At 53.3% G+C, this 20,636-nt stretch carries 20 protein-coding genes; 14 read left to right on the plus strand and 6 right to left on the minus strand.

Going from position 1 to position 20,636, the window contains the following annotated elements; genetic code table 11:
* The first annotated feature begins 673 nt into the window (after positions 1-673).
* The 9 genes from RDN66_RS16555 to RDN66_RS16595 all read left to right on the plus strand — a co-directional run bounded on the left by RDN66_RS16555 (position 674) and on the right by RDN66_RS16595 (position 8,908).
* A complete protein-coding gene (locus tag RDN66_RS16555; protein WP_202217884.1) occupies positions 674-1,066 on the plus strand; it encodes a hypothetical protein in 393 nt (130 codons plus the stop codon).
* Positions 1,067-1,163: 97 nt separating this feature from the next.
* Positions 1,164-1,745, plus strand: coding sequence for a helix-turn-helix transcriptional regulator (locus RDN66_RS16560; protein ID WP_202217885.1), 582 nt, complete (start codon positions 1,164-1,166; stop codon positions 1,743-1,745).
* A 511-nt stretch (positions 1,746-2,256) separates the two neighbouring features.
* Positions 2,257-2,625, plus strand: a complete 369-nt coding sequence (gene sufA, locus RDN66_RS16565; RefSeq protein ID WP_035897146.1) for a Fe-S cluster assembly scaffold SufA — start codon at positions 2,257-2,259, stop codon at positions 2,623-2,625.
* Positions 2,626-2,635: 10 nt separating this feature from the next.
* Positions 2,636-4,123 carry a Fe-S cluster assembly protein SufB gene (gene sufB / locus RDN66_RS16570; protein ID WP_308538030.1) on the plus strand — a complete coding sequence of 496 codons (1,488 nt, stop codon included), beginning with the start codon at positions 2,636-2,638 and terminating at the stop codon, positions 4,121-4,123.
* A 17-nt stretch (positions 4,124-4,140) separates the two neighbouring features.
* Entirely contained in the window at positions 4,141-4,887 is a 747-nt protein-coding gene (gene sufC / locus RDN66_RS16575) for a Fe-S cluster assembly ATPase SufC (RefSeq protein WP_202217887.1), read from the plus strand.
* Entirely contained in the window at positions 4,862-6,136 is a 1,275-nt protein-coding gene (sufD, locus tag RDN66_RS16580; RefSeq protein ID WP_202217888.1) for a Fe-S cluster assembly protein SufD, read from the plus strand. Before sufC ends, sufD begins: the two co-directional genes overlap by 26 nt.
* A complete protein-coding gene (gene sufS / locus RDN66_RS16585) occupies positions 6,133-7,353 on the plus strand; it encodes a cysteine desulfurase SufS (RefSeq protein ID WP_202217889.1) in 1,221 nt (406 codons plus the stop codon). Before sufD ends, sufS begins: the two co-directional genes overlap by 4 nt.
* Positions 7,354-7,365: 12 nt before the next feature.
* Entirely contained in the window at positions 7,366-7,782 is a 417-nt protein-coding gene (sufE, locus tag RDN66_RS16590; protein ID WP_035897133.1) for a cysteine desulfuration protein SufE, read from the plus strand.
* A gap of 109 nt (positions 7,783-7,891) precedes the next feature.
* Positions 7,892-8,908 (plus strand): L,D-transpeptidase family protein, encoded by a 1,017-nt coding sequence (locus RDN66_RS16595; protein WP_202217890.1) that lies wholly within the window; start codon positions 7,892-7,894, stop codon positions 8,906-8,908.
* 64 nt (positions 8,909-8,972) lie between these two features.
* Here the strand turns inward: RDN66_RS16595 and RDN66_RS16600 are convergent, their stop codons facing one another.
* Both RDN66_RS16600 and pykF read right to left on the minus strand, forming a co-directional pair.
* Positions 8,973-9,209: a major outer membrane lipoprotein gene (locus RDN66_RS16600; RefSeq protein WP_002908860.1), complete on the minus strand. Its 237-nt coding sequence runs from the start codon at positions 9,207-9,209 to the stop codon at positions 8,973-8,975.
* Between the two features lie 311 nt (positions 9,210-9,520).
* A complete protein-coding gene (gene pykF, locus RDN66_RS16605) occupies positions 9,521-10,933 on the minus strand; it encodes a pyruvate kinase PykF (protein WP_308538031.1) in 1,413 nt (470 codons plus the stop codon).
* Between the two features lie 466 nt (positions 10,934-11,399).
* Between pykF and fumD the strand changes: the two genes are divergently transcribed.
* Positions 11,400-11,612: a fumarate hydratase FumD gene (fumD, locus tag RDN66_RS16610; RefSeq protein WP_035896833.1), complete on the plus strand. Its 213-nt coding sequence runs from the start codon at positions 11,400-11,402 to the stop codon at positions 11,610-11,612.
* A 21-nt stretch (positions 11,613-11,633) separates the two neighbouring features.
* Here fumD and RDN66_RS16615 read toward each other — a convergent pair whose 3' ends face one another.
* Complete coding sequence (locus RDN66_RS16615; RefSeq protein WP_202217892.1) at positions 11,634-12,272, minus strand: TetR family transcriptional regulator; 639 nt, start codon at positions 12,270-12,272, stop codon at positions 11,634-11,636.
* 132 nt (positions 12,273-12,404) lie between these two features.
* Here RDN66_RS16615 and RDN66_RS16620 point away from each other — a divergent pair, with 132 nt between their 5' ends.
* The 4 genes from RDN66_RS16620 to RDN66_RS16635 all read left to right on the plus strand — a co-directional run bounded on the left by RDN66_RS16620 (position 12,405) and on the right by RDN66_RS16635 (position 17,333).
* Complete coding sequence (locus RDN66_RS16620) at positions 12,405-14,255, plus strand: bifunctional sugar phosphate isomerase/epimerase/4-hydroxyphenylpyruvate dioxygenase family protein (protein ID WP_202217893.1); 1,851 nt, start codon at positions 12,405-12,407, stop codon at positions 14,253-14,255.
* Between the two features lie 91 nt (positions 14,256-14,346).
* The gene (locus tag RDN66_RS16625; RefSeq protein WP_202217894.1) at positions 14,347-15,696 is read left to right on the plus strand and encodes an MFS transporter; all 1,350 of its coding nucleotides are present in this window, start codon (positions 14,347-14,349) and stop codon (positions 15,694-15,696) included.
* The gene (locus RDN66_RS16630; protein WP_202217895.1) at positions 15,686-16,522 is read left to right on the plus strand and encodes a shikimate dehydrogenase; all 837 of its coding nucleotides are present in this window, start codon (positions 15,686-15,688) and stop codon (positions 16,520-16,522) included. The genes RDN66_RS16625 and RDN66_RS16630 overlap by 11 nt, the downstream gene beginning before the upstream one ends.
* Before the next feature lie 70 nt (positions 16,523-16,592).
* Positions 16,593-17,333, plus strand: coding sequence for a substrate-binding domain-containing protein (locus RDN66_RS16635; protein ID WP_308538032.1), 741 nt, complete (start codon positions 16,593-16,595; stop codon positions 17,331-17,333).
* Here the strand turns inward: RDN66_RS16635 and RDN66_RS16640 are convergent.
* From RDN66_RS16640 to RDN66_RS16650, 3 genes are read right to left on the minus strand one after another with little or no spacing between them, the layout of a single operon-like run.
* Positions 17,317-18,066, minus strand: a complete 750-nt coding sequence (locus tag RDN66_RS16640; protein WP_202217897.1) for an ABC transporter ATP-binding protein — start codon at positions 18,064-18,066, stop codon at positions 17,317-17,319. The genes RDN66_RS16635 and RDN66_RS16640 overlap by 17 nt on opposite strands.
* Positions 18,063-19,070 (minus strand): iron ABC transporter permease, encoded by a 1,008-nt coding sequence (locus tag RDN66_RS16645; RefSeq protein ID WP_308538033.1) that lies wholly within the window; start codon positions 19,068-19,070, stop codon positions 18,063-18,065. Before RDN66_RS16645 ends, RDN66_RS16640 begins: the two co-directional genes overlap by 4 nt.
* Positions 19,057-20,124 (minus strand): ABC transporter substrate-binding protein, encoded by a 1,068-nt coding sequence (locus tag RDN66_RS16650; RefSeq protein ID WP_202217899.1) that lies wholly within the window; start codon positions 20,122-20,124, stop codon positions 19,057-19,059. Before RDN66_RS16650 ends, RDN66_RS16645 begins: the two co-directional genes overlap by 14 nt.
* Between the last annotated feature and the right edge of the window lie 512 nt (positions 20,125-20,636).

The raw sequence follows: 20,636 nt of genomic DNA on the forward strand, positions 1-20,636 counted from the left end.
CGGAGAATACTGATGATCTGTTCGTCGGAAAAACGCTTCTTCATGGGGATGTCCTCATGTGGCTTATGAAGACATTACTAACATCGGGGTGTACTAATCAACGGGGAGCAGGTCAATCTCAATGGTTGCAATATGTTCAGTGATGGTGTGTCTTTGCGCAGGAGCTTATCAGCTCGAAAGAGCGTTATCGCTAAACGAAATATTTCTATTGATTAAGTTTTCAGGTGTCTATGTTCACGATGATTTACCGCGCGTTGCTGATTTGTCTACACGGTTGAAAAACGATCAAGAGACTCTTTGATGAGTAGTAGAAATGGATGCGAATAGATGAAGGGTTGAAAAAAACAGGTGTAAATAAACTGATGAATAAATGTACACGATCAATAATCTCATGTATTACTCGCATCATTAAAATTGATCTACATCAATTTTAATGAAAAAAATCGAAGACCACATATTTAATTCTAAGCCTTTCTTTGAGTACCCCATAAGCGGTATCCTCTACTATGAAATGGATTAATTATCTAAGAATATAAATTTTAACAAATTTAATGTCTTTAGTTGTACTTCTTTGTAGTGTTTTGTATTGATTGTTTTGCGTTTGAAAATGTAATTGTAACTCTTATTGCGCCTCGGTAATCTTGAAAACGAGAATATAACACACGGGGTGGCGGTGGATAATAATATTAAGCTTCTTGGATATAGAATTGATAATAGACTTTATTATTCCGTAGAAAATAAAACCTTGATTTCTTTAGATGGCAGTGAGAAAAGTATTCCACTCAGAACAACCAAAGCACGCTTGCTTGAATATTTATTGCTAAAGTCAGGTAGTAAAATAATTACCGATCAGGAGTTGCTAATAAATATCTGGGACAAATATGGGTTGAGTTCTTCGAGTCAACGTCTGTGGTTGGTTATGAGAGAATTGAAAGTCATCCTGGGTGGGTTCAATGTGTCAGATGATCTGTTTATGCGGGTAGAAAACAACGGCTATCTCGTTGATGTTGCATTTGTGCGTGAAGTCGTCGAATTTACGAGAAAGGTGAAGACCGGAGAACGTTAGGTTACATCAGGAAGATACTGGCAAATTTTAGCGCACTTTAATTGAGGATAATAAAATAAATCCAGCGTTCACCAGCACAAAAAGCAATCTAATAGTTGTGTACACGAATAACTATTGGCTTTACCAGGGGATAAAACTTTCTCTTAAAGACTTTGATGTATTCCACTATATAGATGAACGCATCGACTTTAATCAACAGAAAATGATATTTGTAGACGGCAATATTCTTCTTGAGGGTAAAAGTGATAACTTCATCTCTTTTATTTATTCGAACTGCATTGATCGGATAGTATGGCTGACAGGTCACGATACGGGAATGGTATATCCTCTTTGGGCTGCTGGTGACCGTGTTATCAATATTAATAAGAGTCGCGACTGCTTCTCACAGGTTTTGCGAGCTGCGGCGACAGAGCGGTCGATGGAAGGGATTGCATACTACGTACGGCTTTCACCAACTGAAGCCCTTATCCTTAACTATCTTGCTAAGGGCTTCTCTATTGCCCAAATCGCTTTTATGACGGACAAAGCGGCGAAAACAATCTATCAACACCGTGCGACGATACTGAAAAAACTGGGTTATAAAAATGCTGCTTTCATGCAATCTATATTTTTGAGATTCGGCAAGTTGATGTGGACGAATAGAAGGCCACGGTTGGCAGACGTTTCTGCAGCATCATAGCCACCTACACCTGGAGGTATGGCAAGCCTTCTGCGTATAGATAGGACGTCGTTTTCGACCGAGTGGTAGGGCAGTAAGGAACATTTAGCATGTTGATTTTACTTTGTTTATTGGCATTTTCCTTGACCAAAAGGTATTGGGATTTTTGCCGGGGCGTAGTTGGGGCGCTAAAAGCCTCCTACATGTCCTGACAGTGGTTTGCTAACCCGTTGATAATGCTCTAAGTGCCTGATTCACAGAAAGTCGAAAAACCGATTTAATAAATAGGCATTGGCTATGCATCTTTAGCTCATCTCGCCAACCCACCTATCATCCTCAATAAATCCATTATTTTTCAAAGCACTGTAAAAATAAATCTATCTCATTCGGCGTTTGTCGCAGGGTCTATGCTTATAAAAAGGCATTTATAAAGGGAAAACCGCGAATACCCCCACGCGGCGCGGGTTGAAGTGATAATCATTATCACTAACATAGCGTTATCCCTTTGTAGCTCCACTGATGAGGTAGACCTATGGATTTGCATTCAGGAACTTTCGATCCGAACGACGTCAGCTGGCGTGGTATTACGCTGACTCCGTCTGCGGCGGCGCATATCCGTGAGCTGGTAAAACAACAGCCCGGTATTCAGGGCGTTCGACTCGGAGTGAAGCAGACCGGCTGTGCGGGTTTCGGCTATGTGCTGGACGCGGTCAACGAGCCGGATAAAGACGATCTGCTGTTCGAAGCCGACGGCGCGAAGCTGTGGGTGCCTTTAAGCGCGATGCCGTTTATTGACGGCACGGAAGTGGATTACGTGCGGGAAGGCCTGAACCAGCTGTTTAAATATCATAACCCGAAGGCGCAGAACGAATGTGGCTGCGGCGAAAGCTTCGGGGTATAGGCGGTACATAATGACGCGCAATACTGATGCAAGTGACGATGTCCAGACCTGGGCCGGTGGCCCGCTGAACTATAAAGAAGGGTTTTTTACCCAACTACAGACCGACGAACTGGCGAAAGGCATCAACGAAGAGGTGGTGAGAGCCATCTCGGCCCGGCGCAATGAACCCGAGTGGATGCTCGAATTTCGCCTGAAGGCGTACCATGCCTGGACTCAGATGGAAGAGCCGCATTGGCTGAAAGCCCACTATCAATCGCTGAACTATCAGGACTACAGCTATTACTCCGCGCCGTCCTGCGGTAACTGCGATGATACCTGCGCTTCCGAGCCCGGTTCGCAGCAGCAAACCGGGGCCAGCAGCTTTTTGACCGATGAAGTTGAAGCGGCCTTCAACCAGCTCGGCGTTCCGGTACGCGAAGGCAAAGAGGTGGCGGTGGACGCCATTTTCGACTCTGTCTCGGTCGCCACTACCTATCGCGAAAAGCTAGGCGAGCAGGGGATCATATTCTGTTCCTTCGGCGAAGCGATCCACGATCATCCTGAGCTAGTCCAGCGCTACCTCGGTACTGTCGTGCCCGAAAACGATAACTTCTTCGCCGCGCTGAATGCGGCGGTGGCCTCGGACGGCACCTTTATCTACATCCCGAAAGGGGTGCGCTGCCCGATGGAGTTGTCGACCTATTTCCGCATCAACGCCGAAAAAACGGGTCAGTTTGAACGGACGATTCTGATTGCCGATGAAGGCAGCTACGTCAGCTATATCGAAGGCTGTTCCGCCCCAGTACGCGACAGCTACCAGCTGCACGCGGCGGTTGTTGAGGTGATCATCCATAAAGATGCCGAGGTGAAATACTCCACCGTGCAAAACTGGTTCCCCGGTGACAACAACAGCGGGGGGATCCTCAACTTTGTCACCAAGCGTGCGCTGTGTGAAGGGGAAAACAGCAAGATGTCGTGGACGCAGTCGGAAACCGGCTCGGCGATCACCTGGAAATACCCAAGCTGCATCCTGCGTGGTGATAACTCGGTTGGTGAGTTTTTCTCGGTGGCGTTGACCAGCGGTCATCAGCAGGCCGATACCGGCACCAAAATGATCCACATTGGTAAGAACACCCGTTCGACCATTATCTCGAAGGGGATCTCTGCCGGGCATAGCCAGAACAGCTATCGCGGGCTGGTGAAAATCATGCCGACGGCGACCAATGCGCGTAACTATACCCAGTGCGACTCCATGCTGATTGGGCCTGACTGCGGCGCGCATACCTTCCCGTACGTTGAGTGCCGTAACAACAGCGCGCAGCTGGAACATGAAGCCACAACCTCACGTATCGGGGAAGATCAGCTGTTTTACTGTTTGCAGCGAGGAATTAGCGAAGATGACGCTATCTCAATGATTGTGAACGGTTTCTGTAAAGATGTTTTCTCGGAGCTGCCGCTGGAATTCGCCGTGGAAGCGCAAAAATTGCTGGCTATCAGCCTTGAGCACAGCGTCGGTTAAGGATTAAGGGAAACGATATGTTGAATATCAAAGAATTAGCGGTCTCGGTTGACGATAAAGCGATTTTGCGCGGCGTTAACCTGAACGTGCGTCCGGGTGAGGTGCACGCCATTATGGGGCCGAACGGTTCGGGGAAAAGTACGCTCTCCGCGACGCTGGCTGGCCGTGAAGATTACACCGTCACCGGTGGTTCCGTCAGCTTTAAAGGAAATGACCTGCTGGCGCTGTCACCTGAAGAGCGCGCGGGAGAGGGCATTTTCATGGCCTTCCAGTATCCGGTTGAGATCCCGGGCGTCAGCAATCAGTTCTTCCTGCAAACCGCGCTGAACTCGGTCCGTGCGCACCGGGGCCAGGAGCCGCTCGATCGTTTTGATTTCCAGGATCTGATGGAAGATAAAATCGATCTGTTGAAGATGCCTGCGGATCTCCTGACCCGCTCGGTCAACGTCGGTTTTTCCGGCGGGGAGAAAAAGCGCAACGATATTCTACAGATGGCGGTGCTGGAACCGGAACTCTGTATCCTTGATGAAACGGACTCCGGGCTGGATATCGATGCCCTGAAAATCGTCGCCGACGGGGTGAACTCACTGCGCGACGGCAAGCGGGCGTTTATCATCGTCACCCACTACCAGCGCATTCTGGATTACATCAAGCCTGACGTGGTGCACGTGCTCTATCAGGGGCGAATTGTTAAATCCGGCGACTTCCGTCTGGTGAAACAACTGGAGGAGCAGGGCTATGGCTGGCTTAGCGAACAACAGTAGCGCGCTGCAACAGTGGCAGGCGCTGTTCCAGTCGCGGGGCGGCAACGTTTCGCCTCAGGCACAGCAGCACCTCCAGCAAGTACAAAAGCTGGGTTTGCCGACACGTAAGGATGAAGACTGGAAATACACCTCGTTGGATAAACTGCTTGCCAGCACTTTCGTTGCTCCGGCACTGCCCGCGCTAACCGAAGAAGAGCGTGATGCCCACGCGGTGGCGTTGGATGCTTACCGTCTGGTATTTGTTGATGGGCAGTTCGATGCCCGTCTGAGCGACGATTTATCGGTGAGCGGATTTGAGGTAACGATCGATAACCTGCGTCAGTCGCTGCCGGAAGCGGTTCACGGCGAAGTCTTTCTCCACCTGACCGAAGGGCTGGCGACCAGCGTGACCCATATTCAGGTGGCGCGTAACCAACATCCGGCAAAACCGCTGCTGCTGCTGCATATTACTCGTGGACTTGATTCTGATGAGATGAACACCGTGCACTATCGCCATCACCTGCGGCTGGCGGAAGGGGCGCAGGCGACGGTGATTGAACAGTACGTTAGTCTGAATGCAGCGCGCCATTTTACCGGTGCAAGGTTGACCGCGGAGGTGGCGGACAATGCGCAGCTTCATCATTTTAAGCTAAACGTTGAAAACGCCCTGAGTTACCACTTTGCCCATAACGATCTTCGCCTGGGACGCGACGCCTCGGCCTTCAGCCACAGCTTCCTGCTGGGCGCGGCGGTCACGCGCCATCACACCAGCACGCAGCTAAACGGTGAAAACAGCACCCTTCGGGTGAACAGCCTATCGATGCCGGTGGGTAACGAGGTATGCGATACCCGCACCTGGCTTGAGCACAATCAGGGCTACTGCAACAGCCGTCAGCTGCATAAAACCATCGTTAACGATAAGGGCCGGGCGGTGTTTAACGGTGTGATTACCGTAGCACCGCACGCGATCAAAACCGACGGGCAGATGACTAACAACAACCTGCTGCTTGGCCGTCTGGCGGAAGTGGATACCAAACCGCAGCTGGAAATCTACGCGGATGACGTGAAGTGCAGCCACGGTGCCACCGTAGGCCGTATCGACGACGAACAGCTCTTTTACTTACGCTCACGCGGGGTCGCATTAGAGGAAGCGAAAAGAATCATCCTCTATGCGTTTGCCGCTGGGCTGACCGATGCCATTGCCCTTGAGCCGCTTAAGCAGTATGTGCTGACGCGTATTGGGCTGCGTCTGGCAGGAGGTAAACAATGACTTTTTCCGTACAACAGGTTCGTGGTGACTTTCCGGTGCTGGCTCGTGAGGTTCACGGTCAGCCGCTGGTTTATCTCGACTCGGCCGCCAGCGCGCAAAAACCGGAGCAGGTGATCAACGCCGAAGCCACCTTTTATCGTCACGGCTATGCCGCCGTTCACCGCGGGATCCACACGCTAAGCGCTGAAGCCACGCAGCGCATGGAAGACGTACGTCACAAAGTGGCGCACTTCCTCCATGCCGCCAGCGCCGAAGAGATTGTGTTTGTGCGCGGCACCACCGAAGCGATTAACCTGGTGGCGAATAGCTGGGGGAACAGTAACGTCAAAGCGGGTGACAATATCGTGATCACCGCTATGGAGCATCACGCCAATATCGTACCCTGGCAGATGCTCTGCGCGCGCAGCGGGGCGGAGCTGCGGGTTATTCCTCTTACCCCTGACGGTACGCTGCAGCTTGATGCCGTAGAGGCATTGTTTGACGAACGTACCCGGCTGCTGGCGGTCACGCAGGTCTCTAACGTATTGGGCACAGAGAATCCGCTGCCGGCCCTGATTACTCTGGCACATCGCCACGGTGCGAAGGTGCTGGTGGACGGGGCGCAGGCGGTGATGCATCTGCCGGTTGATGTGCAGACGCTTGACTGCGACTTCTATGCCTTCTCCGGTCATAAGCTTTATGGCCCGACCGGGATTGGCGTACTGTACGTCAAAGCCGAGATTCTTCAGGAAATGCCACCGTGGGAAGGGGGCGGTTCAATGATAGCTACCGTCAGCCTGACCGAAGGTACTACCTGGACCAAAGCGCCCTGGCGCTTCGAAGCGGGTACGCCTAATACTGGCGGTATTATCGGGCTGGGGGCGGCGTTGGATTACGTGAACGGATTGGGGCTGACGGCGATTGATGAATATGAACAGACGCTGATGCGTTATGCGTTGGACGCGCTGGCCACCGTGCCTGATCTGCATCTTTACGGTCCCGCTGAGCGTCGTGGGGTGATAGCCTTTAATCTCGGCAAACATCATGCTTATGACGTGGGCAGTTTTCTCGACAATTACGGTATCGCCGTGCGTACCGGACACCACTGTGCGATGCCGCTGATGGCGTTTTATCAGGTTCCTGCAATGTGCCGTGCCTCGCTGGCGATGTACAACACCGTAGAAGAGGTCGACAGACTGGTCGCAGGATTACAGCGCATTAGTCGTTTACTGGGTTAACAGGGAGCAACAATGGCGGCTTTACCGGATAAAGACAAACTGCTGCGCAACTTCCAGCGCTGCGCAAACTGGGAAGAAAAGTACCTCTATATCATCGAACTGGGCCAGCGCCTGGCGCCGCTCAGCGCGGAACAGCACAGCCCGGAGCATATCATTCAGGGCTGTCAAAGCCAGGTGTGGATAGTAATGGGGCGTGATGAGCTGGGAAGAATCACGCTACAGGGCGATAGCGATGCCGCTATTGTTAAAGGCTTGATTGCCGTGGTGTTTATCCTTTACGATGGAATGACCGCCGCCGACGTTCAGGCCTTCGATGTTCGCCCCTGGTTTGAACAGTTGGCGCTGGCGCAGCACCTGACTCCCTCACGCTCCCAGGGGCTGGAAGCGATGATTCGGGCAATTCGTACGCAAGCAGCGAGTTTTAGCTAATATCAAATAGACAGCTTTCATTCTGTTACGAAAGGCGGGTCTGAGCCCGCCACGCTGGTGGTTCAGCTTTCTGGCACGTTGTCAGTGAATATGAATAAGGAATCCAGATATGAAGCGCGCGTCCCTCTTAGCACTCAGCATTTTAGGAGCCCTCAGCGCCATTTCTAGCGCCTGGGCCGTTGACTACCCGTTACCCCCTGCCAACAGTCGTTTAATCGGCCAGAACCAAACCTACACTGTTCAGGACGGTGATAAGAATCTACAGGCCATCGCCCGACGCTTTGATACTGCGGCGATGCTGATCCTCGAAGCCAACAACACGATTGCACCAGTGCCAAGACCTGGAACCGTCGTGACTATCCCGTCGCAAATGCTGCTGCCGGATGTGCCGCGCGAAGGCATTGTGGTGAATCTCGCTGAACTGCGCCTCTATTACTTCCCGCCGGGAGAGCAGCAGGTACAGGTTTATCCTATTGGTATAGGTCTTCAGGGGCTGGAAACGCCGGAAATGACCACGCGAGTTGGGCAGAAAATTCCAAACCCAACCTGGACACCCACGGCGGGTATCCGTGCGCGTTCACTGGAGCGTGGCGTCACGCTGCCAGCAGTGGTTCCCGCAGGGCCCGGTAACCCGCTGGGGCTCTTTGCGCTGCGCCTGGCGTACGGCAACGGTGAATATCTTATTCACGGTACTAACGCGCCGGACAGCGTCGGACTGCGCGTCAGCTCGGGCTGTATACGCATGAACGCGCCAGACATCAAAGCGCTGTTTGCCCAGGTGCGCAGCGGAACGCCGGTCAGGGTTATCAACGAACCGGTTAAATATGCTGTAGAGCCGGATGGCTCTCGCTATCTGGAAGTGCATCGTCCACTGTCGCAGAACGAAGCACAGGACACGCAAACCATGAAGATGACGTTATCCCCTGGCTTTAAGCAATTCGTTCAGCAGGCGAGCGTGAGCGAAGATCAGGTGAAGAAAACGCTGTCGCGTCGTGCCGGTTATCCGGTGATTATCTCTACGGGGAAAGGAACGGCTTCTGCGGCTGAGCCGGTGCTGTCGGTGCAGAACAGTGCGCGGAATGAAACGGTTGGCGCAGAAACGTCATCAGGGAAGGTAACGCAGTAGAGCGGGGCAAATCGCAGGCAAAAAAAATGGCGCACAATGTGCGCCATTTTTATTACCAGAACTCTTACTTACGGTAAGAGTGAGCCTGGTTGTCCAGACGCTGGTTAGCACGAGCTGCGTCGTCTTTAGCAGCCTGAACGTCGGAACGCATTGCGTTCACGTCGTTGCTCAGCTGGTCAACTTTAGCGTTCAGAGTCTGAACGTCAGAAGAAAGCTGATCGATTTTAGCATTGCTGGAGCAACCTGCCAGCAGAGTAGAACCCAGGATTACCGCGCCCAGTACCAGTTTAGTACGATTCATTATAAATACCCTCTAGATTGAGTTAATCTCCATGTAGCGTTACAAGTATTACACAAACTTTTTTATATTGAGAATATTTTTTTATGCGTTTTCCCTTATTTTTGATCGTTCGCTCAAAGAAGCATCGACTTTGGGGTTTTGCAGCGAAAAAGTGTGTGAAAACAGGGAACTTCCATCGGATTCATCTTAGATAATCCGAGTTTAAATAGTGACAGCCTATTTGATTTTTTATTGAGCCCAGTTATCTGAGTGTATAAAAAAAGCGCCCTGAGGGCGCTTTTTTAAGCAAACTATAATAAGTATGTAGATTATTACAGTACGTGTACGGACGCAGTGTTGGTGGTTCCGCTTGGAACCAGCGCGCCAGAAACCATGACAACAACGTCACCTTTCTGAGCCAGACCGCTTTCTACAGCGACTTCTTTACCCAGACGGTAGAAATCATCGGTAGAGTTGATTTCTTTGACAACCTGAGCGATAACGCCTTTGCTCAGCACCAGCTGACGCGCGGTCGTTTCGTTGGTGGTCAGTGCCAGAATGGTGGCATCTGGGAAGTATTTACGGATAGCACGTGCAGATTTACCGCCCTGGGTAGCAACCACGATCAGCGGTGCGTCCAGTTTTTCAGCAGTTTCAACGGCGCCACGGCACACTGCTTCAGTGATGCGCAGTTTACGGCTGTCGTTGTTGAAGTCCAGACGGCTGGTCATAACGCGGTCGGTACGTTCGCAGATGGTTGCCATGATAGTCACAGCTTCCAGCGGGTATTTACCTTTAGCGGATTCGCCGGACAGCATGACTGCATCGGTGCCGTCGAGGATGGCGTTCGCTACGTCGCCTGCTTCTGCGCGGGTAGGGCGTGGGTTTTTGATCATGGAATCCAGCATCTGGGTCGCAGTGATAACGACTTTACGTGCACGGATACATTTCTCGATGATCATTTTCTGCGCGAAGATAACTTCTTCTACAGGGATCTCAACGCCCATGTCGCCACGAGCAACCATGATGCCGTCAGAAGCTTCGAGGATTTCGTCGAAGTTGTTCAGGCCTTCCTGGTTTTCGATTTTGGAGATGATCTGGATGTTTTCGCCGCCGTGCGCCTTCAGGTGCTCGCGGATTTCAACAACGTCAGAACGTTTACGGATAAAGGAAGCCGCAACGAAGTCAACGCCTTGCTCGCAACCAAAGATCAGGTCTTGTTTGTCTTTCTCAGCCAGTGCTGGCAGTGCGATAGAAACGCCAGGCAGGTTAACGCCTTTGTTTTCGCCCAGGTCACCGTTGTTCAGCACTTTACAGATAACCTTGTTACCTTCGATAGCGGTCACTTCCATACCGATCAGACCATCGTCTACCAGTACGGTGTTGCCCACGGTCAGGTCAGTGGTGAAGCCTTCGTAGGTGACAGCAACGATTTCGTTGTTACCGATAACGGATTTGTCGGTGGTGAAAGTGAAGGTCTGGCCAGCTTTCAGGGAAACGTCGTTGCCACCTTCCAGCTTGATGGTGCGGATTTCTGGGCCTTTGGTATCCAGCAGGATAGCGGCTTTCTTACCGGTTTTGCTCAGCACGTTGCGCAGGTTCTTGATGCGCTGACCGTGTTCAGCATAGTCGCCGTGGGAGAAGTTCAGACGCATTACGTTCATGCCAGCGTCAAGCATTTTGCCTAACATCTCTTCAGATTCGGTTTTCGGTCCGATGGTACAAACAATTTTGGTCTTTTTCATGACAGTCTTAGTCTTTAAGTTGAGATTGAGAAGGATTGGGATTTTGAATTCTCGCTCCATGCGCGCACGGCCACGGAGTTAAACCTGTATTACGAAAGTTGCGATGCCACGCCATAAGGATAGGTGACATAAAAAAAGCGTGCAGAGGAAAGTGTGCTAGAGGTTCAGCATAGTTAAATAGGCGATGTTTTAATCGTTTATTAATGCAGTTCAATGAGCTGAAACCATTCAAGAAAGAAACGCCGCAGATTATACGATGGAATGTTGCAAAAAGAAAATAAAAACGCCGTTTCAAAATCAAATTAGGCTAATTAACAAAATAAAAACGAATTATTTGTGAAAGCGTAACAGTAAAGATGCGCAACAACGTCGCCAGAGCCGTTGTTTGCGGTATCGTTGATTTGCTTTATCCGGCAATAGAATCAATAATGATTTGATTATTAATGGAAATTAGCGAGCGTAAATGATGGGAAATCAGGCAAAAGACGACGTTTTATACCAAGAAATGTGCCGCGTGGTGGGCAAAGTGGTGCTGGAAATGCGCGATTTAGGCCAGGAACCGAAACATATCGTGATTGCTGGCGTCGTCCGTACCGCGCTGGCTAATAGCAAAATTCAGCGCTCCGAGCTGACGCGCGAAGCGATGGAAAAGGTGGTAACTGCGCTTTCAGGGCAGTAACAACGCCTAAAAAAATCATCATCAGGCGATGACGAAGCGCAGGATAGCTTTTACTGCCAGCTCGCTGTGGTGGGTAATGAGCGCTTCATCATCAATGTCTGGAAGTGGACCGTCCAGATAAAGGCTATTGAAGCTATAAAAGTTGGAAACCTGATAAAAGCTGAAGCTACTAATGAGACGGTGGACGTCACGGGCTTCAATTTCAGGCTGGAAAATGCCCTGCACCTGACCGCGATGAAGAATGTGCTCAAGCAGCGAAAGGGCGCTTTTGTTGAGTCGTTTCAGGTCGCCTGATGCCAGCAGCCATTTCCCGCGCTGCATGTTCTCCATACAGATAATCCGCATAAAATCCGCATGCTCGGCGTGGTAACGCACGCTCCACTTCACCAGTTGCACCAGCGCTTCGACCGGTGGTTGATTCTCCAGCCCTAACTGCTGCTCCGTTTCACGGATACGCGAATAGACATATTGAAGAACCGCCTGGTACAGTTGCTCTTTGGTTTTAAAGTAGTAAACCACCATACGCTTGGTGGTTTGCGCTTCCCCGGCAATCTGTTCCATTCTGGCCCCCGCCAGCCCATGCTCAGCAAACACGGTAATTGCAGCGGTGAAGATACGGTTCTTGAGCGACTGGGCTTCATCTTGAGCAATGGCGGACATAACAACTCCTGTTAACTTTTCCAAGGGCACAAAAAATACACACAATGATCACAATTTGGCAACCAAATCTGGCGTCTACGAACCAAATGATTCATATTCATCCCACCGTTACCGTAAAAGCCTGGTGAAACTATGTTGCGTTCAATTGCTACCGTGTCTATTTCTGGAACCCTGCCTGAAAAACTGAGCGCAATTGCAGCGGCAGGCTATCAGGGTGTTGAGATCTTCGAAAATGATTTGCTCTATTATACCGGTACGCCTGCGGATGTCCGTAGCATGGCCGACGATCTGGGGCTTAAAATCACTTTATTTCAGCCGTTTCGTGATTTTGAAGGCGGTACTCGCGCACAATTTGCGGCAAACCTCGAACGCGCTAAACGCAAGTTTGCGCTGATGCATGAACTGGGCTGCGACACGTTATTGCTGTGCAGTAACGTTCAGGCGGACTGTTCCGCTGATGTCGAACTCCAGATAGCCGATCTGCGCGCATTAGCGACGCTTGCTGAGCAGGAAAATATCCGCATTGGCTATGAAGCGTTAGCCTGGGGCACGCACGTCAACCATTGGTATCAGGCGTGGGAAAGAGTAAAAGCGGTGGATAGCCCGGCGCTCGGTATTGTTCTCGATAGCTTCCATATTCTGTCGCTCGGTGACTCTCTCAGCCGCCTGCATGAAGTCCCGGTCGATAAAATTACCTTCCTGCAGCTGGCCGATGCGCCGCTGATGAAAATGGACGTCCTCGAATGGAGCCGCCATTTCCGCTGCTTCCCAGGCCAGGGCGAGCTACCGCTGGTGGAGTTTACGCGTGAGCTTACTCGCTTAGGCTATCGCGGGCCGTGGTCGCTGGAGATCTTTAATGACGGTTTCCGTGCCTCGCCGAACGGCGCAACGGCCAAAGATGGCTATCGTTCTCTGCTATGGCTAGAAGAACAGACGCGCAACGCGCTTGGCGATACCGACGCTGACTTGTTCCAGTCCGCCAATCTACCGACCTATCAAGGCACCGAGTTTATTGAATTTGCCGCAAGCCCCGCAGAAGCAAAAAAACTGAGCGCCATGCTCAGCGGCATGGGCTTTACGCTTGCGGGTATGCACCGTTCAAAACAGGTGGCGCTGTGGAGCAACGGCGGTGCGAGAGTGATAATCAACTATCAACCGCATAGCTGGGCGGATCATTTCTATCAGCGTCACGGCGTATCTCTGTGCGCAATGGCGCTACGGGTGAGCGCAAGCGCACCGATTGTGGCGCGGGCAAAAGCTTTTGGTTACGCGACATGGCAAGGCGAGGTGGGGCCAAATGAGAGCGCTATTCCTGCGGTATGCGCGCCGGATGGCAGCCTTATCTATCTGGTTGAAGGACACCAGGATATTTACCGCCAGGACTTTAACCTGACCGATGACGCGACGCAGGGGGCGTTGCTGGGGATTGATCATCTGGCATTAGGGATGGAAGCCGACAGCCGGGATAACTGGGTGATGTTCTGCCGGGCGGTATTAGGCTTTACCCTTGAACATGAACAGACGATGCCAGACCCCTACGGTCTGGTGCGCAGCCTGGCGGTGCAAAGCCCGCAGGGTAACATTCGCCTCGCGCTGAATATCTCGCAAAGCCGGGCCACGCAGATTGCTCGCTCCGTTGCCTGTTATCAGGGCGCAGGGCTCCAGCATGCCGCGTTTGCCTGCCATGACCTGCCGGGGCTACTGGACAAACAGCCGTTGGCGGACTCGCTCTCTTTGCCCGTACCGGCAAACTACTATGACGATCTGCTGGCGCGTTTTGGCGGCCCGGAGCAGGTTACCCTCATGCAGCGCCAGCAAATACTGTACGACCGCGATGCCACGGGCGGCGAATTTTTACATCGCTACACCTGGCCTTTCAGCGAAGGACGCTTCTTTTTTGAATTAACCGAAAGACGCAACGGCTATACGCAGTATGGCGCGGTCAATGCTGCCGTTCGTCTCTCGGCTATGCAATACCGCTAGCGCACTGAATTGAACCACCTGGTACGCTAGCGTCACACGATAGACCATAAAAATAACATTCATCTGCACTCAACAACGACAGGTAAACACTATGAACTCACTTGGCCATAATCGCGTGGCTACCGCTGAGGCGGTTAACGCGGTCCCCCGTACCCGGCGGCGCATCGGCATTCTGGCGCTGCTGGCCGTCGGGACAATGATTAACTATCTTGACCGCACCGTGCTCGGCATTGCCGCACCGCAACTGACCCAAGAGCTGGGTATCGGCGCGGCGGTGATGGGGATTGTTTTCTCCGCCTTTGCCTGGACCTACGCGCTGGCGCAGATTCCCGGAGGTATGTTTCTCGACCGTTTTGGCAATAAGGTGACCTATTTTCTGGCGCTGGGCTTCTGGTCTCTGTTTACGCTGTTCCACGGGTTTGCCGTTGGGCTCAAGTCGTTGTTGTTGTGTCGTTTTGGTCTTGGGATCAGCGAAGCGCCGTGCTTCCCGGTCAATAGCCGCGTGGTGAGCGCCTGGTTCCCTCAACACGAGCGTGCCAAAGCGACGGCGGTCTATACCGTCGGGGAATATCTGGGCTTAGCGTGCTTCGCGCCGCTACTGTTCTGGATTATGGATGGCTTCGGCTGGCGTACGCTGTTTATCACCGTGGGGGTGGTAGGGATTGTGTTTGCGTTGATCTGGTGGCGCAACTACCGGGAACCGCATGAAGACGTGCGTCTGAGCGACCAGGAGCGCGACTATATTACTGCGGGCGGCGGCATGACGACCGGCGCGGAACAGCGCAAAGTGTTTAGCTGGCCGTTGGTGCGTCAACTGTTGCGCAAACGTCAGATTGTGGGGGCCAGCATCGGTCAGTTTGCAGGTAATACCGTGCTGGTCTTCTTCCTTACCTGGTTCCCGACCTATCTGGCGACAGAACGTCACATGCCGTGGATTAAGGTGGGCTTCTTCGCCATCATGCCATTCCTGGCCGCTGCGGGCGGCGTCATGTTCGGCGGTTGGGTATCTGACAAGCTGCTCAAAGCGACCGGAAACGCCAACCTCGGGCGTAAGCTGCCGATTATTGCTGGCCTGTTAATGGCAAGCTGCATTATCAGCGCTAACTGGCTGACCAGCGATACGGCGGTCATCATGGTGATGTCCTTCGCCTTCTTCGGGCAGGGAATGGTGGGGCTGGGCTGGACTCTGATCTCCGATATGGCGCCAAAAGGGCTGGGTGGTTTGACCGGCGGTTTGTTCAACTTCTGCGCTAATCTGGCGGGGATCCTCACGCCGCTGGTGATTGGTTTTATCGTCGCCGCATTCGGTAGCTTCTTCTACGCGTTGATTTACATCGGCGGGGCGGCGCTTCTCGGGGTGGTGGCCTATCTGTTTATCCTCGGCGACGTGAAGCGTATCGAGCTGGATCTGCCGGAGCAGGAGAGTCGTCATGCAAATTAGTGGGCATACGCGGTTAATTGCTCATCTGGGGTACCCGACCGAAAGTTTTAAAGCACCGATGATCTACAACCCCTGGTTTGAGAATCAGGACGTCGATGTCAAAGTGGTTCCGATGGGCGTAAAGCCAGAAGACTATGCGGCGCTTATCCCAACGCTCTTTTCACTGACAAATATTGCCGGTGCGCTGGTGACAATGCCGCATAAGGTTGCCACCTGTGCGCTGGTCGACCGCCTGAGTCCCACCGCGGAAATTGCAGGCGCGTGCAACGCCATTCGGCGGGAAGCTGATGGCACGCTGACCGGTGATATGTTCGATGGCGATGGTTTTGTTCGCGGGATTCAACGTAAAGGCTTCCGCACGACCGGTGCGCGTGCGCTGGTGACGGGCTGCGGCGGCGTGGGGTCGGCTATTGCCGCCTCGCTTGCCGCGGCGGGTGTCAATGCTCTGACGCTTTATGATACGCGCGAAAGCACGGCCAGGGCGCTGGCACATCGCCTTCAGGCACATTATCCGCAGCTTAAGCTGACGGTGATGTCCTGCGACCCACAGGGTCACGATTTGGTCGTGAATGCCACGCCGCTCGGCATGTCTCCCGGCGACCCGTTGCCGATGGACATGGACCGAATTGCTCCCGGTACCTTTGTTGGCGAAGTGGTGATGAAGCAGGAGTACACGCCGTTTCTACAGGCCGCTATCGCGCGGGGATGCCCGGTACAGCGCGGCACTGACATGCTGTTTGAAATGATCCCGGCCTATCTGGATTTCTTCCATCTACCGGTAGCCACGCCGGAGCAGCTGCAGCAGCTGGCGCAAATTCGTTACTAAAGCGCTAGTCAGTAGCGTAATAGCCCGGGTAACATAACGGTTATGTTATCCGGACTTTTGCGTATCCTATATGAACTCCACGCTCACGCTGCTGGCGGCAGGCAGCCTTCGCCGCGCCTTTATTCCTCTCCAGTCACAGTTCATGGCCAAAACCGGGACCCCGGTTGAGATTGTTTTTGGCCCGGCGGGGCTGCTGCGCGAGCGCATAGAGAAGGGCGAGGCGTGCTCGCTATTCGCTTCCGCTAACCGCCACCATCCTAAGGTGCTGTGCGACGCGGGGCTGGCGCACGGCCTGCGGATTTTCGCGCGTAACCGTTTAATTTTGACGGTCAGACACTCCCCGCAAACGGCGGGTAAAACCTGGCTAGAGCTGTTAAGCGACAGTACGCTGCGTCTGGGTACGTCAACGCCGCTTTGCGACCCTTCAGGCGACTATACCTGGCAACTGTTTGAGCAACTTGAAGCCGGTTTTCCCGGCCTTGGCGAATCCCTCAAGGAGCGTGCGATGCCACTGGTTGGCGGACGCGATTCGCTGACGGTACCTGCGGGCGAAATGGCAAGCAGTTGGCTGATTCGTGAAGGGAAGGCGGACCTGTTTATCGGCTATGCACATTACGCCACGGCGATGGGTGAGCAGGAAGATGTGCGCAGCGTGGCCATCCCGGAACCGTGGAATATTCGCTGTGACTATTACATGGCGATGTTAGAGGAAAGCCCGGCCGCGCAGCAGTTCTACCAGTTTATCCTCGCAGAAGAGGGGCTGCGCTGCCTGCGCGATGCGGGCTTTATGTTGGCTAGCGACGAAGACTAAACAGCGGTGTGACGACGGCGGCTGGATAATCTTCAAGCTGCAGCTTACGTACCGTAACGCCATACGCGCGCTGCAGGTTGGCTTCTGAAACCACCTCTGCGGTAGGGCCCGCCAGCCATTGACTATCGGGCAACAGCAGCAGCGTATGGCTGGCGACCTGCAGCGCATGAGTCGGGTCGTGGGTGGTAAACATCACCGTGCGTGACTGCACGTGTGCCAGGTCGCTGATAAGCTGCAGCACCGTCTGCTGGTTGCCCAGGTCCAGCGCTGAACAGGGCTCGTCTAATAAAATATTCTGACTGGCGCTGACCAGCGCGCGAGCAATCATTACCAGCTGCTGCTGGCCACCCGACAGGTTACTGAACAGCGTATCGGCAAGCGTGGTGATATTCAGCAGCGCTAGCGCCGCCATCACCTGCTGTTCATCCTCCTCCTGCGGTTGCGCGAAGAGGGCGATATGCCGGGCACGGCCCATCAACACCACCTCGCGTACTCGCCAGGCAAAAGCCGGGCGAAAGGACTGCGGCACAATCCCCACGCCACCCGTGACGGTAATATCGCCTCCGAGCGTAGGTAACACGCTGGTGATAGTATCCAGCAGCGTACTTTTCCCACGGCCGTTAGCGCCTAAAATGGCCCAGATATCACCCGGCTCACAGTGCAGGCTGAGCGGCGCAAACAGCGGCGTTTTATGCCCATATTCCAACCGGGAAAGCGAAAGCGTTGGGGTCATTTGAGCAGTCCTTTTCGGCTGGCGCGTACCAGCATCACGGTAAAGAGCGGTGCGCCGACCAGTGCGGTGATGATCCCAATCGGAATTTCAGCGGCGGTGAGCGTGCGCGCCAGATCGTCAACCAGAATCATAAAGCTCGCTCCCATCCAGAACGCACAGGGCAGCAGGCGACGATGATCGGCGCCCGACAGCATCCTGGCCAGATGTGGAATGACTAAACCCACCCAGGCAATGCTGCCGCTCACCGCGACCTGATCGGCAACCAGCAGCGCACAGCATAGCAGTACGCCGCGACGAAGCGCGGTTACACGCACGCCGAGCGCGCGCGCATCTTTGTCATCAAGCGACAGCAGGTTAATGCGCCAGCGCAGCTTGTAGAGCACCAGTGCCGCCACGGCGACGGGAATGACGAGCAGCAGTACTTTGGTCCAATTGGCGGTGGCAAAACTGCCAAGCAGCCAGAAAACGATATTGGGCAATACCTCCTCGGTATCGGCCATGTATTGCATCAGGCTGACCAGCGCCGCGAAGAACCCGCTGAGAATGATCCCGGCGAGGATAAGCACCAGCGTGCTTTCTCTCCCCTGAAGCGCGGCAAGCAGATAGACCAGCGTTAGGGCGAGGAGGCCGAAGAAGAAGGTAGAACCCATCATCATCGGCATGCTGAAACCGAGCAGAATCGCCAGCGTGCCGCCAAAAGCGGAACCGGAAGTGACGCCAATAATGTGCGGGTCGACCAGGGGGTTCTGAAACACGCCCTGCAGGGTCGCGCCGCACAGGCCGAGCGCACCGCCGGCCAACAGGGCCATTAGTATGCGCGGCAGGCGGACGGACCAGACAATCTGATGCGCAATATCGGCGTCATGATGCGGATGCGCAAGCTGATTAAGCACATCGCCAATCGACAGACCGTACTGTCCAAAGCAGAGGGAAACGACGGCAACCACCAGGGTGAGCAACATCAGCCCACCCTGTACCGTTTTAGGGTGACTACTGATGTGCATTGGCCTGCCAATTGGTGCGGTAGAAACGTTGATAGTAGTCCTGTGCCTGTGCGTCGATATCAACGTTTTTATAGCGTTCTGGATAGAGTTTTTTCGCCATCCACAGCTCGCCAATCGCCAGCGCTTCCGGCATCGGGTAGCCCCATGCTTTGGCGTATTCCGGCATCAACCAGACGCGATGGTTTTTGACGGCATCAATACCTTGCCACTGTGGGTCAGTGGTAATCTGTTTCACCACTTCCGGGTAGCGGTCCTGGACGAAGATAACCTGCGGGTTCCACTGCAGCACTTGCTCCAGTGACACCTGGCGTGCGCCTTTTACCGTTGCCGCGGCAACGTTCATCGCCCCCGCATGCTCCATCATCAGACCGGTATATTTACCCGAACCGTAGGTGTTCAGATCCGGATTTGCCATGTAGACGCGGACTTTTTCCTGCTGTGGAATAGCGGCAACCGGAGCGTTAAATTTCGCGCGAGCGTTAAAGGTGTAATCGATGAGTTTGCTGGCGTCGGCCTCGCGATTAACCACTTCACCAATCAGGCGGATACCCTGTTTCAACCCTTCGTTATAGGCGTGTTCTTCATCCGCCATCGTCGGGTTCATCTTGTTCTTTTCACCGGCAGCGTCTTCACGCAGCGACACCGCTACCACCGGAATACCAGCATTGGTAATCTGCTGGATCATCGCTTCCGGCGCATAGTTCGCGACAAAGACCACCTGCGGATGCAGCGCGAGCAGACTTTCGATGTTGACCTGCGTCAGATCGCCCGGCATTGGCAGCTTTTCAATTCCGGGCATAAAGCGCGCAAATTCAGGGCCTAACTGCTTTTTCCAACTGCTGAGTACGCCGACAATATCGTCAGCGGCATTTAACTGGACCAGCAGATTCAGCGTCTGGTGCTGCAAAACCACGACGCGGTTCACGGTATCCGGAAGGGTAACCTGACGACCCAGTTGATCGGTGATGGTACGGTCGGCCATCGCCGGGTTTGCGGCCATCAGGCTCGCGCAAGCCAGCGTCAGCCCGAGCAGGAAGCGTTGTAATGTAGACATGAGTCACTCATTATGAAGGAGGGGATAAACGGTGTGTATTTGATTATATAACGTATAGAAATGCAAACCGTCTGAGAAAATTACCCCTAAATATCTGCGGATAACGCCGAACATAACAAGCCCTTAACGAAAAGAGCCACCAGCTTTTACTCCGGTGGCCCGGTTCGGGCGCATATTGCCATTGCAGCGACACATGACGCCCACTTCAGGTTAGATATTGCAGAAATGACAGACTAACGCGACCACAATCGGCCCGATAATCGAAGTCACAACCGCAATCACTAACGCTTCCCTGAACGTCATATAACCGCCTGTGTTGCAATGGCAACCGTACGCGGCTATTCTCAACTTGTCGAAGGTCAAGTTAGCCCCCCGTTATGTTGCCAGGTTTACCAAGCAACGTGCGGGGGTTTTCTCTTTCCAGCAACAATCGCCACCGGGGATCAAGCCCCCGCAACATTGCGCCTCTCCCGAGATTCGGGATTACCGCAATCCTATAGCAGCCCGTAAGG

The sequence above is a fragment of the uncultured Kluyvera sp. genome, assembly GCF_902485085.1.
GTDB classification, from domain to species: Bacteria; Pseudomonadota; Gammaproteobacteria; order Enterobacterales; family Enterobacteriaceae; genus Kluyvera; species Kluyvera ascorbata.

Bases quoted from the DNA above. Each gene is read 5' to 3' on its own strand.
- sufE (WP_035897133.1), top strand. From the start codon at position 7,366: ATGGCGGCTTTACCGGATAAAGACAAACTGCTGCGCAACTTCCAGCGC.
- sufC (WP_202217887.1), top strand. From the start codon at position 4,141: ATGTTGAATATCAAAGAATTAGCGGTCTCGGTTGACGATAAAGCGATT.
- sufA (WP_035897146.1), top strand. From the start codon at position 2,257: ATGGATTTGCATTCAGGAACTTTCGATCCGAACGACGTCAGCTGGCGT.
- RDN66_RS16600 (WP_002908860.1), bottom strand. From the start codon at position 9,209: ATGAATCGTACTAAACTGGTACTGGGCGCGGTAATCCTGGGTTCTACT.
- RDN66_RS16635 (WP_308538032.1), top strand. From the start codon at position 16,593: ATGAACTCCACGCTCACGCTGCTGGCGGCAGGCAGCCTTCGCCGCGCC.
- RDN66_RS16625 (WP_202217894.1), top strand. From the start codon at position 14,347: ATGAACTCACTTGGCCATAATCGCGTGGCTACCGCTGAGGCGGTTAAC.
- RDN66_RS16645 (WP_308538033.1), bottom strand. From the start codon at position 19,070: ATGCACATCAGTAGTCACCCTAAAACGGTACAGGGTGGGCTGATGTTG.
- fumD (WP_035896833.1), top strand. From the start codon at position 11,400: ATGGGAAATCAGGCAAAAGACGACGTTTTATACCAAGAAATGTGCCGC.
- RDN66_RS16630 (WP_202217895.1), top strand. From the start codon at position 15,686: ATGCAAATTAGTGGGCATACGCGGTTAATTGCTCATCTGGGGTACCCG.
- RDN66_RS16640 (WP_202217897.1), bottom strand. From the start codon at position 18,066: ATGACCCCAACGCTTTCGCTTTCCCGGTTGGAATATGGGCATAAAACG.
- RDN66_RS16615 (WP_202217892.1), bottom strand. From the start codon at position 12,272: ATGTCCGCCATTGCTCAAGATGAAGCCCAGTCGCTCAAGAACCGTATC.
- RDN66_RS16595 (WP_202217890.1), top strand. From the start codon at position 7,892: ATGAAGCGCGCGTCCCTCTTAGCACTCAGCATTTTAGGAGCCCTCAGC.
- sufD (WP_202217888.1), top strand. From the start codon at position 4,862: ATGGCTGGCTTAGCGAACAACAGTAGCGCGCTGCAACAGTGGCAGGCG.
- pykF (WP_308538031.1), bottom strand. From the start codon at position 10,933: ATGAAAAAGACCAAAATTGTTTGTACCATCGGACCGAAAACCGAATCT.
- RDN66_RS16620 (WP_202217893.1), top strand. From the start codon at position 12,405: ATGTTGCGTTCAATTGCTACCGTGTCTATTTCTGGAACCCTGCCTGAA.
- sufB (WP_308538030.1), top strand. From the start codon at position 2,636: ATGACGCGCAATACTGATGCAAGTGACGATGTCCAGACCTGGGCCGGT.
- RDN66_RS16650 (WP_202217899.1), bottom strand. From the start codon at position 20,124: ATGTCTACATTACAACGCTTCCTGCTCGGGCTGACGCTGGCTTGCGCG.
- sufS (WP_202217889.1), top strand. From the start codon at position 6,133: ATGACTTTTTCCGTACAACAGGTTCGTGGTGACTTTCCGGTGCTGGCT.